Genomic DNA, 16,747 nt, shown 5'->3' with positions numbered 1-16,747 from the left:
TAGGGTGAGCCGGTGACCCAGCCTGCCGCGTATCTCCGGTTTCCGCATCTGCATGGCGACCTGGTGGCTTTCGCCGCCGAGGACGACGTCTGGCTCGCGCCGCTCGGCGGTGGCCGGGCCTGGCGGGTGAGTGCCGACAACACGCCCGTCACGGCTCCCCGGATATCCCCCGACGGGACGAGGGTCGCCTGGGCCTCGACGCGGGACGGGGCCCGGGAGGTCCATGTCGCGCCGGTCGAGGGCGGGCCCGCCGACCGGCTGACGTACTGGGGGAGTTCGTCCACGCGCGTGTGCGGCTGGACGTCCGACGGGCAGGTCCTCGTCGTCTCCACCCACGACCAGGCGTCCCGCTCCCGGAGCTGGGCCCGCGCCGTCCCCCTCGACGGCGGACCGGCGACGACCCTGCCGTACGGCCTCGTCGACGACCTCGCGCTCGACGGCCCGCACCCGGTCCTCCTCTCCGCCCGCCACGGCCGCGAGGCCGCGCACTGGAAGCGCTACCGGGGCGGCACGGCGGGCAAGCTGTGGATCGACCGGGACGGCGAAGGTGAATTCGTGCGGCTCCACGAGGAGTTGAACGGCAACCTGGAGTCACCGGTGTGGACCGGCGAGCGCATCGCGTTCCTCTCCGACCACGAGGGCACCGGCGCCGTCTACTCCTCCCTGGCCGACGGCTCGGACCTGCGCCGCCACACCCCCCTCGACGGCTTCTACGCACGCCAGTCGACCGGCGACGGCACCCGGCTGGTGTACGCGTCGGCCGGTGCGCTGTGGCTCCTCGACGACCTCGACGGCGCCGAACCCCGCCCGCTGGACGTCCGGTTGGGCGGCCAGCGCATGGACCGCCGGCCCCGCCCGCTCGTCCCCGCCGGCTGGCTCGGCGAGGCCGCGCCCGACCACACCGCGCGCGGCAGCGCCGTAGAGGTCCGCGGCGGACTGCACTGGGTCACCCACCGGGCCGGACCCGCCCGCGCGCTCGCCGCGCAGCCGGGCGTCCGGGCCCGGCTGCCGCGCACCTTCCGTACGGCGGAGGGCGAGGAGTGGGTCGTGTGGGTGACGGACGCGGAGGGCGAGGACGCCCTGGAGTTCGCGCCCGCCACCGGGCTCGCCCCGGACGCCGCCCCGCGCCGGGTCGCGGGCGGCGCGCTCGGCCGGGTCCTGGAGCTGGCCATGGCCCCCGACGGCAGCCGCGCGGCCGTCGCCTCGCACGACGGCCGTCTGCTGTTCGTCGAGCGGGAGAGCGGCGAGGTCCGCGAGGTCGTCCGCAGCGCCGACGGCGACGTCGGCGACCTGGTGTTCTCGCCCGACTCGCGCTGGCTCGCCTGGTCCCACCCCGGCCCGAACCCGCTCAGCCAGCTGATGCTGGCCGACACCACCGACCTGTCCGTCACCGAGGCGACCCCGCTGCGCTTCCGCGACTACGCGCCCGCCTTCACCCTCGACGGCAAGCACCTCGCGTTCCTCTCCACCCGCGCCTTCGACCCCGTCTACGACCAGCACGTCTTCGACCTGTCGTTCCTCGCCGGGGCCCGCCCGCACCTCATCACCCTCGCCGCGACCACCCCCTCCCCCTTCGGCCCCCAGCGCCACGGCCGCGCCTTCGAGGCGCCCGACAAGGAGGAGACGCCCGACAGCGAGGGCACCCCCGCGACCCGCATCGACCTCGACGGGCTCGCCGACCGCATCGTGCCGTTCCCCGTCGAGGCCGGCCGCTACTCCTCGCTGAAGGCCGCCAAGGACGGGCTGCTGTGGCTGCGCCACCCGGTCAGCGGCGTCCTCGGCTCCTCCCGGGCGACCCCCGAAGACCCGGCCCCCACCACGGAGTTGGAGCGCTACGACCTCGCCGGGCGGCGGGTCGAGCATCTCGCCGACGACGCCGACGGGTTCGAGGTCAGCGGCGACGGGAAGCGGCTGCTGCTGTGGACCGACGGCAAGCTGAAGGTCGTCCCCAGCGACCGGCGGGCCTCCGGGGACGAGGACAGCGACTCCAACGTCACCGTCGACCTCGGACGCATCCGCCAGACCGTCGACCCCGGGGCCGAGTGGCGGCAGATGTACGACGAGGCCGGGCGCCTCATGCGGGACAACTACTGGCGGGAGGACATGGGAGGCGCCGACTGGGCCGGCGTCCTCGACCGCTACCGGCCCGTCCTCGACCGGGTCGCCACCCACGACGACCTCGTCGACCTCCTCTGGGAGGTCCAGGGCGAACTGGGGACGTCCCACGCGTACGTCGGGGCGCGGGGGTACGGCTCCGGGCCCCGGCAGGGTCTGCTCGGCGCGGACATCTCCCGCCAGGCCGACGGGAGTTGGCGGGTCGACCGGGTGCTGCCCTCCGAGACGTCCGACCCCGACGCGCGATCTCCCCTCGCCGCGCCGGGAGTTGCCGTCCGGGCCGGGGACTCGATCGTCGCCGTCGGGGGTCATCCCGTCGACTCGCTCGCCGGGCCCGGACCGCTGCTCGTGGGGACCGCCGGGAAGGCCGTCGAGCTGACCGTCTCGCCCGCCGACGGGGGTGAGGTCCGGCATGCCGTCGTCGTCCCCGTCACCGACGAGGAGGCGCTGCGCTATCACGCGTGGGTCGCCGACCGGCGGGCCTATGTGCATGCCGCGTCCGGGGGACGGCTCGGGTATCTGCACGTGCCCGACATGCAGGCGCCCGGGTGGGCCCAGATCCACCGCGACCTCCGGGTCGAGGTCGCGCGCGAGGGGCTGCTCGTCGACGTCCGTGAGAACCGGGGCGGGCACACCTCCCAGCTCGTCGTCGAGAAGCTCGCGCGGAAGGTCGTCGGCTGGGACGTCGCCCGGGGGACCCGGCCCACCAGCTATCCCCTCGACGCGCCCCGGGGGCCCGTCGTCGCCATCGCCAACGAGTTCTCCGGGTCCGACGGGGACATCGTCAACGCGGCGATCAAGGCGCTCGGGATCGGGCCGGTCGTGGGGACGCGGACGTGGGGCGGGACGATCGGGATCGACAGCCGGTACCGGCTGGTGGACCGGACGCTCGTCACCCAGCCGAAGTACGCCATCTGGCTGGAGGGCGTCGAGTGGGGGGTCGAGAACTACGGGGTCGACCCCGATGTGGAGGTCGTGGTGAGACCTCAGGACTACGTCGCCGGGGTGGACGTGCAGTTGGACGCCGCGATACGGCTGGCACTGGAGGGGCTGGCGGAGAGCCCGGCCCGGGTGGCGCCTTCCTTGCCTTCCTGAAACGGGGACGGTGGATCGACGGTGAATAGGTAGGCTGGAAAGTGTCTGTACGCGAATTGGTGGTGCTGGGGACGGCGAGTCAGGTTCCGACCCGGCACCGCAATCACAACGGGTATCTGCTGCGCTGGGATTCCGAGGGGATTCTCTTCGACCCCGGTGAGGGGACCCAGCGGCAGATGGTGCGGGCCGGGGTGGCGGCGCACGACCTGAACCGGATCTGTGTGACCCATTTCCACGGGGATCATTCACTGGGGCTCGCCGGGGTGATTCAGCGGGTCAATCTCGATCAGGTTCCGCATCCCGTCGTCGCCCATTATCCGCGTTCCGGGCAGCGGTTCTTCGACCGGCTCCGCTACGCGACCGCCTATCGGGAGACGGTCGGCATCACGGAAGAACCCGTCGCGGGCGCCGGTCTGCTCACGGTCGCCGAGACGCCGTCGTACACCCTGGAGGCGCACCGCCTCTCCCACCCCGTGGAGTCGTACGGGTACCGCCTCGCCGAACCGGACGGCCGCCGGATACTGCCGGAGCGCCTCGCCGCCCACGGCATCAAGGGCCCGGACGTCGGACGGCTCCAGCGGGAGGGCGTCCTCGGGGGCGTCACGCTGGACGACGTGAGCGAGCCGAGGCGGGGACAGCGGTTCGCGTTCGTGATGGACACCCGGCTCTGCGAGGGCGTGCACGTGCTGGCGGAGGGCTGCGACATGCTCGTCATCGAGTCGACGTTCCTCGACGAGGACGCCCAACTCGCCGCCGACCACGGACACCTGACGGCAGGTCAGGCGGCGGCAGTCGCCCGGGACGCCGGGGTCCGCCACCTCGTCCTCACCCACTTCAGCCAGCGCTACACCGACCCCGAGGAGTTCGAGCGCCAGGCGCGGGCGGCCGGTTTCGAGGGCGAGCTGAGCGTCGCCCGGGACCTCCTGAGGGTGCCGGTGCCGAAGCGCCGGTGAAGCCCCGGGAGCGGGCGGCGCTTTTCGAATCGGCGCCTGAGCGGGCGTACGATACTTCGATGCCCCTCCCCAAAGCTGAACTGCACCTGCACATCGAAGGCACCCTCGAACCGGAGCTGGCGTTCGCGCTGGCCGCCCGCAACGGCGTGACGCTGCCGTACGCGGACACCGAGGCGCTGCGGCGGGCGTACGACTTCGAGGACCTCCAGTCGTTCCTGGACCTGTACTACGCGCTGATGGCGGTGCTGCGCACGGAACAGGACTTCGCGGACCTCGCGGACGCCTACCTCGCGCGGGCCGCCGCGCAGGGCGTCCGGCACGCGGAGATCTTCTTCGACCCGCAGGCGCACCTCGCGCGCGGCGTCGAGATGGGCACGGTCGTCGAGGGGCTGTGGCGGGCGCTCGGCGAGAGTGAGGCGCGGCACGGGGTCTCGACCCGGCTGATCATGTGCTTCCTGCGGGACGAGTCCGCCGAGTCGGCGATGGAGACCCTGGAGGCGGCGGGGCCGTACCTCCACCGTATTACGGGTATCGGTCTCGACTCCGCCGAGGTCGGCCACCCGCCGGTGAAGTTCCGCGAGGTGTACGAGGCGGCTGCCGCGCTGGGGCTGCGCCGGGTGGCGCACGCGGGGGAGGAGGGCCCGGCCGCGTACATCACGGAGGCCCTCGACGTCCTCGGCGTGGAGCGGATCGACCACGGGCTGCGCTGCGTGGAGGACCCGGCGCTGGTGGAGCGGCTGGTGCGCGACCGGGTCCCGCTGACGCTGTGCCCGCTGTCCAACGTACGGCTGCGGGCGGTCGACACCCTCGCCGACCACCCCTTGCCCGCGATGCTGGACGCCGGCCTGCTGTGCACGGTCAACTCCGACGACCCCGCGTACTTCGGGGGGTACGCGGGCGATAACTTCGACGCGGTGTACGAGCAACTCGGGCTGAAGCAGGAGCAGTTGCGCGAGCTGGCCCGCAACTCGTTCGTCGCGTCGTTCCTGGAGGACGACGAGGAGCGGCGGGCCCGGTACCTCGCGGAGGTCGAGGCGTACGTGTTCTGATTCTTGGTGGTTCAGCTCCGGTGGATCTTGTCCACCAGGATGTCGATGACGAGCGGTGTGCGCGGGCCGAAGCTCAGCAGGACGCCGTCCTCCATGTCGACGACCCGCTTGTTCATACCGGCCGGGGTCTGGGCGATCCCGGGGACCTGGAGCAGGCCGTCCAGACCGCCGACCGAGTCGAGTCCCTTCGTCATCATCAGGATGACGTCGGGGCTCGCCTGGGCGAGGGCCTCGGTGGTGATCGGCGTGAACGGGCGGGTGAACCCGGCGGCCACCCCCGCGTCCTCGGCGCCCGCCGCCGCCAGCAGCGAGTCCGCGCCGGACCCCTTGCCGCCGATCAGGTAGACGGCCGCGCTGCCCCGCATGTAGAGGAACGCGACCTTCGGCCTGCTGCCCTCCGGCACCCCCGCCCGAGCCTGCGAAAGCTCCTTCTCCATCCGTGAGTTGAGCGCCTTCCCGGCGTCCGGCACACCGAGCGCCGCCGCGATCCGGGTCGTCCGCGTCGTCACGTCGGCCAGCTTCGTCGCCGGTTCGAGGACGACGACGGGGACCCCGGCGTCGCGGATCTGGTCGATCGCCTCCTTGGGCCCGGTGTCGGTGTCGGCGAGCACGACCGTCGGCCGCAGCGACAGCACGCTCTCCGCGCTCACGTCGTGCGCCTTGGTGACCTGCGGGAGCTTCTTCGCCTCCTCGAACGTCGCGGTGATGTCCCGGCCGACGACGTTCTTCCCGAGTCCGAGCGTGAACACGATCTCCGCGACACCGCCGTTCAGCGGCAGAATCCGCGAGGCGTCCGTGACGGTCACCTTCCGGCCGTCCGAGGAGTCGACCGTGACCGGCAACTCCGGTGCGGGGGCGGCGCCTTCGAGCGGGACGACGGTGTTCTCGGCGAGCCGCTCCACCGCCGCGGCGGCCCGCGCGCTCGCCGTCTTCGGTGCCTCCTGGGCAGCGCTTCCGCCGCCCGTGCCGCAGGCCGCCGTCAGCAGCGCGAGGCCCGCCCCCAGGGCGGCCAGTCGTCTCCGCATGGTCTTTCCTCTCCGTGATGCCGGGCAGTTCGGTGCTTTACAGTCCCTTGAAACTTAGTTTAGGTTAGGCTGTCCTTAGTTTCGCCTGGTGGGGGTGGTTTCATGACATCGGCAAGTGGCTTGCGCGGCCACGGAGTTGTGTGTTCTCTCGCGGTCGCGGCGCTGTTCGTGACCGCCCCGACGGCCTTCGCGGCGAGCGGTTCGGCCTCGGGTCCCGAGGGCCAGAAACTCACCGTGTCCAAGACGTCCGGCCTGGCCGCGGCGGGCGAGACGGTGACCGTCAGCGGCACCGGCTACAACACGGAGAAGGGCATCTACGTCGCCTTCTGCGTCGACAACGGCCCCGGCAAGACCCCCACGCCCTGCGTCGGCGGCGTCGACATGTCCGGCGAGTCCGGCGCCTCCGTCTGGGTCTCCTCCAACCCGCCGTCCTACGGCGAGGGGCTCGCCAAACCCTATGGCGGCAGCGGGAAGCAGGGGACTTTCAGCGTCCAGCTCAAGGTGCGCGCGAAGGACGCCAACACCGACTGCACGGCGGCCGGGGTCACGTGCGCGGTCATCACGCGCAACGACCACACGCGCGGCGGCGACCAGAGCCAGACGGTCCGGATTCCGGTCACCTTCGGGACCGCCGACTCCGGCACCACGGGCGGGAGTTCGACCGCGCCGAGCACCACTCCGTCGGCCTCCGCCACGGCCTCCACCGGCGGGTCGACCGGTTCCGTGACGTCCGAGTCGTCCGGCTCCATGGCCAGCACCGGCTCCGGTCTCGCACTGCCGCTCGGGCTCGCCTCGGCGGGGCTGCTGGCGGCCGGGGGCGGGGCGTGGGTCTGGGCGCGACGCCGCAGGGCCACCGCTGCCTGACGACGGCCGCCGCTGCCTGGCGGCTCTGTTGCCTGACGACGGTCGCCTGACGGCACGTCACCTCACTGATCCAGAACTCAATATCCCCACTCAACATCCCCGAGGGGAACGGAACATGGCGAAGAGAACGGCCGTCGTCTCCCTGGCGACCGGCGCCCTGCTCACACTCGGCGGCCCCGGCGCGTTCGCCGCGCAGGACGGCCCCGACGCGATCACCGAAGGGCGGGCCGCCTGGTCCGGCGCCGAAGGTGAACTCGCGGTGCGGGGCGTGTCGTTCGGCGTGACGAAACCCGCCGTCGACGCGGCGAGCGCGTCCTTCCCAGCCGTCGGCGGCGGCCTCGACGCCGAACGGGCCACGGGGGAGGTCCAGTTGGGCGGCGCCGTCCGGCTGGCCGGCGCCACCGGGCAACAGCCCCTGGTCCTCGCCGGGTTGACGCTCCGGCTCACCGGGAGCGAGGGCACCCTCCGGGCGCGTACGGCGCTGGACGGGCGGGCCCGTGAGGTGACGCTGGCCGAGGTGGCGGCGCGAGGAGCCGGTCCCGTCGTCCGGGAGAGCGCCGTGACGTGGGCCGGGCTGCGGGCCGAACTCTCCGAGGAGGGGGCCGCGTTGCTGTCCTCCTGGAGCGGGCGGGAGTTCGCGGCCGGAGACGGGCTCGGGGTGTTCGACGTGACGGTCGGCGCCGGGGTTGCCGAAGAGCCTGTCGGGGCACCGGCCGCGAGCCCCACGCCGTCGCCGTCGGGGGCCTCGTCGGGGGTGGTGACGCCGTCGTCGGAAGAGGCGTCCGCTGGGCCGGCCGCCGTGTCCCTCGCGCACCCGGCCCTCGCGGCCGGTGGTCAACAGCGGCTCACCGGCGAGGGGTTCGCCCCCGGCGCGGTCCTGCTCGTCGCGATCGACGGGGACACGCGGTACCAGGCGGTGGCCGGCGAGGACGGGCGGTTCGCCCAGGACTTCCCGGTGTACGACAACGCGGCGCAGGGCGCGCACGCCGTCGAGGTGACGGCCGTGACCGGTGAACAGGCCGTGCTGGGAGCCGAGTTCGAGGTGACCGAACCGGCGGGCTGAGTCCCGTGCGCCCCGGTTCGCCAACTACCCGCGCTTTACCTCCCATTGACAAACAACCGAAGATCGTACTTAGGTTAGCCTTACCTAAGTTCAAGCCAGTCGGGCTTGAACCGATCAGAAGGGTCTCCCCCATGAGAGTCGCCTCCGCCCGCACCGTCGCCCGCGCCGGTCTCGCCGTCGCCGCCGCGTCCGCGCTCACCCTGGGCCTGGCCACCTCCGCCTCCGCCGCGACCGCCACCCGCACGGTCACCGACGGCGGCACCACCTACAACCTCTCCCTCACCTCGCCGGACAGCGCCTCCGCCGCCGGCCAGGTCATCACCGTCACCGGCTCCGGCTACAACACCTCCCAGGGCATCTACGTCGGCCTGTGTGTCGTCGACGGCGCGGCCGGCGTCAACAAGCCGACCCCCTGCCTCGGCGGCCAGGACGAGTCCGGCTCCACCGGCGCCTCGCACTGGATCAACAACACCTTCGGCGGCCTCTTCGCCAACAGCTCCAAGTTCGCCGCCGGCGGCACCTTCAGCGTGAACATCTTCGTCAAGGCCACGCTGGAGGACGGCAGCGTCTGCGGCCAGGACGTCGAGTGCGCCGTCGTGACCCGCGCGGACCACTTCGACACGAACGACCGCAACTACGACGTCCACGTGCCGATCAGCTTCCAGTAGTCCTCAGCAGTCCCCAGTACTCCTTCAGTACTCCGGAACTCCGAGGGGCGCCTGCTGCGGGGTGCCCCTCGGTACTACGGGTAGTACGGGCCGACCGCCCCACCCGGTCGGCCCGTATCCGCACGTCAACCACCTCAACCCCGGGGCGTACACCCCGACCAGCGAGGAAACTCCCATGACAGACGACACCCCCGCCCGGCGGCTGCGGCGGCCCGCGGCGCTGCTCGGCGCGGCGGCTCTCGTGGCCGCGACGGCGACAGCGGTCACGGTGGGTCCGGCCGCGCAGGCCGCCGACACCCCCAGAACCGCGCTCGGCAAGGACGGCCAGCGCCTCACCGTCTCCGCCTCCGCGAACCTCGACCCGGCGGGGGAGACCCTGCGGGTCACCGGGTCCGGGTACGACGTCACCAAGGGCGTGTACGTCGCGCTCTGCAAGGACAACGGCGACAACCGCATCCCCACGCCCTGCCTCGGCGGCGCCGACCAGACCGGCGGCAGCGGCGCCTCCAAGTGGATCGTCCCCGCCGACTCGACCGACGCCCCGGCCGGCGTCGCCGAGAAGTGGGGCGCGGGCGGCACCTTCGACGTCCAACTCGACATCAAGGCCAAGGACGGCGGCCTCGACTGCACGCAGGTCACCTGCTCCGTCGTCACCCGCGTCGACCACAAGGCCCCCGGCGACCGCTCCCAGGACGTCCGCATACCCGTCACCTTCGAGGGCCAGGACCCCGGCGGCGGCGAGGACGGCGGCGACGGCGTCGACGTCCCGGCCGGGACCGTCAGCTACGTCCAGGGCGCCGAGTTCACCACCGCGGGCCGCCCCCTGGACCTCCTGGTCCACCCCGACTCGGGGAAGCTGTACGTCGGTTCGGACAACATCCCCGACACCGCCGACATCGCCGAACAGGGCCTGTACGCCCTCGACCCGGCCACCGGCAAACTCCTCAGCCACATCGCCCAGGCACCCGGCTCGGGCGGCACGCTCGCCGCGCGCGTGGTCCGGCAGATCATCGCCCCGCTCGCCGGCGACGGCGTCTCCTTCCACTTCCCGCTGCGCGGCCTCGCCACCGCCAAGGACGGCGACGCGCGCGCCGAGGGCACCTGGCTGACCGGCTCGACCGTCACCGGCACCGGGCCCGCCACCGCCTCGACCGTCCTCGTCGCCCAGGGCGCGACCCTCTCCGAGATCGAGACCCTCACCGGCACGGTCAAGCGGACCGTCTCCCTCGAAGGCGGCGCCCAGTTGGGCGTCGACACCGTCAACGGCGTGGCCTGGTCGGTCGGTTCGGCCGACGGCAAGAAGGTGCTGCGGCGCGTCGACACGAAGTCCGCCGCGTTCACCGTCACCGCGACCGCCGAACTCCCCACCGGCTCCGTCTACTTCGTCGAGACCGACCCGGCGAACGGCAACGTGTGGGTGGCGGTCGACGACAACGTCCTCGTCCTCGACAAGAACGGCGTCCTGCTCAAGACGCTCACCGCGAAGGACCGTCCGCTCGCGATGGCCTTCGACAAGACCACCGGACGCGCGTTCGTCCTGCGCGAGGACTACGGCACCGCCGCCGAAGGCGCCGACGGCACCGGGGCGCTCCAGATCCTCGACAGCGCGACCTTCGAGCAGGCCGCCGCGCCGGTCGCCCTGCCGGGCAGCATCGCCGGGACGATCTACGCGGGCGTCGCGGTGACACCCGGCGCGACCTCCGTCTACCTCACCAAGTACGCGGAGAGCAAGGTCGTCAAGCTGGACCTGCGGGTCTCCCCGAAGGTCACCCAGACCCCGACCGACCAGACCGTCACCGCCGGGGACGCCGTCACCTTCGTCGCCGCCGCCGACGGGGTGCCCGCGCCGGCCCTCAAGTGGGAGGTCAGCCCCGACGGGGGCCAGACCTGGAACGCGATCGCGGGGGCCACGGCCAACACGTACACGTTCACCGCGCGCGCCGCGCAGGACGGTTACCGCTACCGGGTCGTGTTCTCCAACACGGCGGGTACGACGCGGAGTTCGGAGTTCACGCTGACGGTCACCGCGGCCGGGAGCACGGACGGCGGGGCTACGAACGGCGGCGGGGAGTCGCCGGGGACGGACGAACCGTCCGGCACCCGCACCGTCACCGGCGCCTCGGGGCAGAAGCTGACCGTCACGCCGGTCAACAACCTGGCCGTCGAGAAGCAGACCGTCAAGGTCACCGGCTCCGGGTACGACGAGGAGAAGGGCATCTACGTCGCCCTCTGCGTCGACAACGGCGCAGGGCAGCTGCCGACACCGTGCATCGGGGGCGTCGACATGAGCGGCGCGTCGCACTCGTCGGCGTGGATCTCCTCCAACCCGCCGGACTACGGCAAGGAGTTGGCGAAGCCCTACGGGGACGGGGGGACGTTCTCCGTCGAGCTGACCGTCGACGCCAAGGACGAGTACACCGACTGCTTCAAGGTGACGTGCGTGCTGGCGACCCGGGCGGACCACACGCTCTCGGGGGACCGGTCGCAGGACGTCAAGGTGCCGGTGAGCTTCGTCGGACAGGCGCCGGTGGAGACGGACCCGGAGACGGGTACTACGGGGGGTACGGGTACTACGGGGTCCACCGGGGGTGACTCGGGTACTACGGGTACCACTGGTACTACGGGTACTACGGGGTCCACCGACGGGTCGGCGTCGTCGTCCGGGTCCTCCGCCGGAGGTACTACGACCGCCGGGGGGAGCCTCGCCTCCACCGGGGCGACCGTCGGGCTGGTCGCGGGGCTCGCGGCGCTGCTGACGGCGGCGGGTGTGTACGCGATGCGGCGGGCCCGGGCCGTGAAGTAGAGGGCGTTCCTCGGAGGGGGCGGGTTCCGTGCGTCGGCGCGGGGCCCGCCCCCTCTTTTTCCGCGGGGCGCGGCATTGACGGCTCTCGTTCACGTACCTAACCTCTGTCTTTGTATATGGATGACGGCTGGAAAGGGAGATGACCAGGTGGACCTCACGATCACCGACGTACGCCTCACGCCGATCCTGGTCGCCGACCCGCCGCTGCTGAACACGCAGGGCGTGCACCAGCCGTACACCCCCCGCCTGATCATCGAGGTCGTCACGGCGGACGGGACGACCGGGCTCGGGGAGACCTACGGGGACACCAAGTACCTGGAGCTGGCCCGGCCCTTCGCCGAACGGCTCGTCGGGCGGTCCGTCGCCGACCACAACGGGCTGTTCACGGTGATGAACGGGGTGGACGTCGACCGGGACCGGGTCGTCGACCAGGTGGACGTCGGCGGGCTGCGGGGCGTGCAGACCGCGGACAAGCTGCGGCTGTCCGTCGTCTCCGGCTTCGAGGTCGCCTGCCTCGACGCGCTCGGCAAGGCGCTCGGGCTGCCCGTGCACGCGCTGCTCGGGGGGAAGGTGCGGGACGCCGTCGAGTACAGCGCGTACCTGTTCTACAAGTGGGCCGGGCATCCCGCGGGCGTGGCGGCCGAGCGGGACGACTGGGGGGCCGCCGTCGACCCCGCCGGGATCGTCGAGCAGGCGCGGAAGTTCACCGAGCGGTACGGGTTCACGTCGTTCAAGCTCAAGGGCGGTGTCTTCGCGCCGGAGGAGGAGATCGCCGCGATCCGCGCGCTCGCCGAGGCGTTCCCCGGGCATCCGCTGCGGCTCGACCCCAACGGGGCGTGGTCCGTCGAGACGTCGCTGACGGTCGCCAAGGAGCTCGGTGACGTCCTGGAGTACCTGGAGGACCCGGCGCTCGGGACCGACGCGATGGCCGAGGTCGCCGCGCGGACGGACGTCCCGCTCGCGACGAACATGTGCGTCACGACGTTCGCCGAGATCCCCGAGGCGTTCACCCGGGGCGCCGTCCAGGTCGTCCTCTCCGACCACCACTACTGGGGCGGGCTGCGCAACACCCAGCGGCTCGCCGCGGTCTGCCGCACGTTCGGCGTCGGCATCTCCATGCACTCCAACACCCACCTCGGGATCTCCCTCGCCGCCATGACCCACGTCGCCGCGACCGTCCCCGACCTCCACCACGCCTGCGACTCCCACTACCCCTGGCAGTCCGAGGACGTCCTCACCGAACGCCTCACCTTCGACGCCGGCAAGGTCACCGTCACCGACACCCCCGGCCTCGGCATCACCCTCGACCCCGACCGCCTCGCCTTCCTCCACCAGCGCTGGCTGGACGACGACGGCACCCTCCGCGACCGCGACGACACCGCCGCGATGCGGGTGGCGGAACCGGGGTGGCAGACGCCCGCCGTACCGCGCTGGTGAGTTCCTGAGGGGCACGCGCGCGTGGAGCGATTCCGGGGGGCACACGCGCGTGCAGGGCGATCCGGCAGGCACGCGCGCGTACAGGGCGCCGGACGCGGCCCTGTTGTGGACGGTGTTGTCGGTGGGGTGGTGCACACTGGCCGGATCGGCACACTCGCGAGGACGCACCGCCGTGGGGGCGTACCCGGGATGCGGGGTGCTGGATCGGCACCACTCGCAGGGAGCGCACAGTGAGCCCGTCCGACGCGTCGGCAGGAGAGACCGTACAGAGGAGCAGGAGCCGTGGGGGCCGGCAGTGTCCGGTGGACCCGCTGGCGGCCGTACGGAGCCCCGACGATCCGGCGTGCGACGTCTATCTGACCGGGACCGTCTTCCTGGACATCATCTTCACGGGCCTGGAGTCCGCACCCGTGCGCGGCACCGAGTCCTGGGCCCGGGGCATGGGCTCCAGCCCCGGCGGCGTGGCCAACATGGCGACCGCCCTCGCCCGCCTCAACCTCCGGACGTCCCTCGCGGCGGCCTTCGGCGACGACCACTACGGCGAGTACTGCTGGGACGCCCTCGAACAGGGCGAGGGCATCGACCTCACCCCCTCGCGCACCGTCCCCGGCTGGCACTCCCCGGTGACCGTCTCGATGGCCTACGAGGGCGAACGCACGATGGTCTCCCACGGCCACGCCGCACCCCCCGAGGAACCCCTCCCCGACTGCCCCCCGCCCGCCCGCGCGGCGGTCGCCTCCCTCACCCCCGGCCGCCGCGAACCCTGGATCGCCCAGGCCGCCTCCAAGGGCACCCGCGTCTTCGGCGACGTCGGCTGGGACGACACCGGCGCCTGGGACCTCGCGAGCCTCCCCGACCTGGAGCACTGCGAGGCGTTCCTCCCGAACGCCGAGGAGGCGATGCGCTACACGCGCACGGAGTGCCCCCGCGAGGCCGCCCACGCCCTCACCGACCACGTACCGCTCGCGGTCGTCACCCTCGGCGCGCAGGGCGCGTACGCGGTCGACCGGCGCACCGGCGAGACCGCCGAGGTCCCCGCGATCGCCGTCGAGGCACTCGACCCCACCGGCGCGGGGGACGTCTTCGTCGCCGGCTTCGTCACCGGCACGCTCGCCGGCTGGCCCCTCGCCGACCGCCTCGCCTTCGCCGGCCTCACCGCCGCCCTCTCCGTCCAGGAGTTCGGCGGCTCCCTCTCCGCGCCCGGCTGGGCCGAGATCGCCGCGTGGTGGCGCGAGGTGCGGTCCGTGGCGGGCCAGGACCCCGAGGCGCTGCGCCGGTACGCGTTCCTGGAGGGGCTGCTGCCGGGCGGGGACGTGCGGCCGTGGCCGCTGCGCAGGGCCGTACCGACGATCGGATTCAGACGCTCGGCGTGAGCCGCGCACGCGCGCGGGGCCGCGGGGCGATCCCCCTCGCGCGCGTGCGGTGCGACCGTACGAAAAGCCCTACGGCGTTGTCAGTGGCAGGGCGTAGTCTGGAAAACGCCAGGCCGCCCTTGTGGCAGGCGAGACGCGTTCGGGAGGACGTACAGGCCCTGCGGGCCGGATTATGACGCAGACACCCACAGCCCAGACCCCCGCGCAGGGGAAGGCGAGAGCACAGTTCACTGTCCCCGCCCAGCACCCGATGGTGGCTTTGCTGGGTTCCGGCGACTCCCTCCTGCGCGTGATCGAGAGGGCCTTCCCGGCGGCCGACATCCATGTCCGGGGCAACGAGATCAGCGCTGTCGGCGACGAACGTGAAGTCGCCCTGATCCAGCGCCTGTTCGACGAGATGATGCTGGTGCTCCGCACCGGGCAGCCGATGACGGAGGACGCAGTGGAACGCTCGATCGCCATGCTGCGGGCGAGCGAGAACGGGACGAGCGACGGCCAGGAGACCCCGGCCGAAGTGCTCACACAGAACATCCTGTCCTCGCGCGGTCGCACCATCCGCCCCAAGACCCTCAACCAGAAGCGCTACGTCGACGCCATCGACAAGCACACCATCGTCTTCGGCATCGGCCCGGCGGGCACCGGCAAGACCTACCTCGCCATGGCCAAGGCCGTCCAGGCCCTCCAGTCCAAACAGGTCAACCGCATCATCCTGACCCGCCCGGCGGTCGAGGCCGGCGAACGCCTCGGCTTCCTCCCCGGCACCCTCTACGAAAAGATCGACCCCTACCTCCGCCCCCTGTACGACGCCCTCCACGACATGCTCGACCCCGACTCGATCCCGCGCTTGATGGCGGCGGGGACGATCGAGGTGGCGCCGCTGGCATATATGCGTGGCCGTGCACAACCTGTCTTCACGAACGTCCTCACGCCGGACGGCTGGCGTCCCATCGGGGACCTCCAGGTCGGTGACCTGGTCGTCGGTTCCAACGGCGAACCCACCCCGGTTCTGGGCGTCTATCCGCAGGGCGAGAAGGACATCTACCGCGTCACGGCCCAGGACGGCTCCTGGACCCTGGCCTGCGGCGAGCACCTCTGGACCGTCCGTACGCGCGACGACAAGCGCCGTGACAAGCCGTGGCGGGTCCTGGAGACGCAGGAGATGATCGGCAACCTGCGCGCGGCGCACGCACGCCGGTACGAACTCCCGATGCTCACGGCACCGGTGTGCTTCCCGGAGCAGGAGGTCCCCATGGACCCCTACGCGCTGGGACTGCTGCTGGGCGACGGCTGCCTGACCGGTTCCACCACGCCCTCGTTCTCCACGGAGGACCCCGAACTGGCGGTCTCCCTGGAATCGGTCCTGCCCGGTGTGCGGGTACGGCACAGGGGCGGGCCGGACTACGTCCTCAACCGGATCAAGTCTCCCGGGGACGTCGTCACGCTGGAGAACCCGGTCACCCGCGTCCTGCGTGAACTCGATCTCCTGCGGACCCGTTCGCACACCAAGTTCGTGCCGGACGCCTACCTGTACAACTCCGCCGAGGTACGGCTCGCGGTGCTTCAGGGACTGCTGGACTCCGACGGCGGCCCGGTCACGCAGAAGGACCGGACGTGCCGCGTCCAGTACTCGACGACGTCGATCATGCTCCGCGACGACGTGATCTCCCTCGTGCAGTCGCTCGGCGGGGTCGCGTACACCCGACGCCGTACTGCGGAGGGACGGGACCGGGGTAACGCGCTGGGTGTGCACCGTCATGACGCCCACATCATCGACATCCGCCTCCCCGAAGACATCGAACCCTTCCGCCTCGCCCGCAAACGCGACAAGTACCTCGCGGCCGGAGGTGGCGGACGGCCGATGCGGTTCATCGACTCGATCGAACCGGCGGGCCGGGAGGAGACCGTCTGCATCCAGGTGGCGGCGGAGGACTCGCTGTACGTCACCACGGACTACCTGCTGACGCACAACACCCTGAACGACGCCTTCATCATTCTCGACGAGGCCCAGAACACCTCCGCCGAGCAGATGAAGATGTTCCTGACGCGGCTGGGGTTCGACTCGAAGATCGTCATCACCGGTGACGTGACGCAGGTCGACCTGCCGAGTGGGACGAAGAGTGGGCTGCGGCAGGTGCAGGACATTCTGGAGGGGGTGGACGACGTGCACTTCTCGCGGTTGTCGTCGCAGGATGTCGTGAGACATAAGTTGGTGGGCCGTATCGTCGACGCGTACGAGAAGTACGACAGCGAGAACGGTACGGAGAACGGCGGCCACAAGGGCGGCCGGCCCAAGCGGAAGTAG

General features: G+C 72.0%; 11 protein-coding genes. 10 read left to right on the top strand and 1 reads right to left on the bottom strand.

Features of this window, described 5'->3' with window-relative positions; genetic code table 11:
- Positions 1-12 precede the first annotated feature (12 nt).
- The 3 genes from ABZX85_RS10705 to ABZX85_RS10695 are packed head-to-tail and all read left to right on the top strand — an operon-like array spanning position 13 to position 5,212.
- Positions 13-3,210, top strand: coding sequence for a PDZ domain-containing protein (locus ABZX85_RS10705; RefSeq protein ID WP_355864783.1), 3,198 nt, complete (start codon positions 13-15; stop codon positions 3,208-3,210).
- Positions 3,211-3,251: 41 nt separating this feature from the next.
- Positions 3,252-4,163, top strand: a complete 912-nt coding sequence (locus ABZX85_RS10700) for a ribonuclease Z (protein WP_355864780.1) — start codon at positions 3,252-3,254, stop codon at positions 4,161-4,163.
- Between the two features lie 59 nt (positions 4,164-4,222).
- On the top strand, positions 4,223-5,212 hold the full coding sequence (locus ABZX85_RS10695) for an adenosine deaminase (RefSeq protein WP_355864777.1): 990 nt from the start codon (positions 4,223-4,225) through the stop codon (positions 5,210-5,212).
- Between the two features lie 11 nt (positions 5,213-5,223).
- On the opposite strand, the gene ABZX85_RS10690 is transcribed toward ABZX85_RS10695, so the two are convergent.
- The gene (locus ABZX85_RS10690; protein ID WP_355864774.1) at positions 5,224-6,237 is read right to left on the bottom strand and encodes an ABC transporter substrate-binding protein; all 1,014 of its coding nucleotides are present in this window, start codon (positions 6,235-6,237) and stop codon (positions 5,224-5,226) included.
- A gap of 138 nt (positions 6,238-6,375) precedes the next feature.
- Between ABZX85_RS10690 and ABZX85_RS10685 the strand changes: the two genes are divergently transcribed.
- The 7 genes from ABZX85_RS10685 to ABZX85_RS10655 all read left to right on the top strand — a co-directional run bounded on the left by ABZX85_RS10685 (position 6,376) and on the right by ABZX85_RS10655 (position 16,747).
- Complete coding sequence (locus ABZX85_RS10685) at positions 6,376-7,101, top strand: neocarzinostatin apoprotein domain-containing protein (RefSeq protein WP_355864771.1); 726 nt, start codon at positions 6,376-6,378, stop codon at positions 7,099-7,101.
- Between the two features lie 115 nt (positions 7,102-7,216).
- The gene (locus ABZX85_RS10680; protein ID WP_355864768.1) at positions 7,217-8,164 is read left to right on the top strand and encodes an HtaA domain-containing protein; all 948 of its coding nucleotides are present in this window, start codon (positions 7,217-7,219) and stop codon (positions 8,162-8,164) included.
- A 131-nt stretch (positions 8,165-8,295) separates the two neighbouring features.
- The gene (locus tag ABZX85_RS10675; protein ID WP_355864765.1) at positions 8,296-8,832 is read left to right on the top strand and encodes a hypothetical protein; all 537 of its coding nucleotides are present in this window, start codon (positions 8,296-8,298) and stop codon (positions 8,830-8,832) included.
- Between the two features lie 175 nt (positions 8,833-9,007).
- A complete protein-coding gene (locus ABZX85_RS10670; protein WP_355864762.1) occupies positions 9,008-11,635 on the top strand; it encodes an immunoglobulin domain-containing protein in 2,628 nt (875 codons plus the stop codon).
- Positions 11,636-11,782: 147 nt separating this feature from the next.
- The gene (locus ABZX85_RS10665; RefSeq protein WP_355864759.1) at positions 11,783-13,072 is read left to right on the top strand and encodes a glucarate dehydratase family protein; all 1,290 of its coding nucleotides are present in this window, start codon (positions 11,783-11,785) and stop codon (positions 13,070-13,072) included.
- A 302-nt stretch (positions 13,073-13,374) separates the two neighbouring features.
- Positions 13,375-14,445 (top strand): PfkB family carbohydrate kinase, encoded by a 1,071-nt coding sequence (locus ABZX85_RS10660; protein WP_355864756.1) that lies wholly within the window; start codon positions 13,375-13,377, stop codon positions 14,443-14,445.
- Positions 14,446-14,617: 172 nt separating this feature from the next.
- Positions 14,618-16,747, top strand: coding sequence for a PhoH family protein (locus ABZX85_RS10655; protein WP_355864753.1), 2,130 nt, complete (start codon positions 14,618-14,620; stop codon positions 16,745-16,747).

The organism is Streptomyces sp. NPDC004539, from assembly GCF_040610055.1.
Lineage (GTDB): Bacteria > Actinomycetota > Actinomycetes > Streptomycetales > Streptomycetaceae > Streptomyces.
Note: the sequence above shows the minus strand (reverse complement) of the source record. Positions and strands in the feature narration are given on the sequence as shown.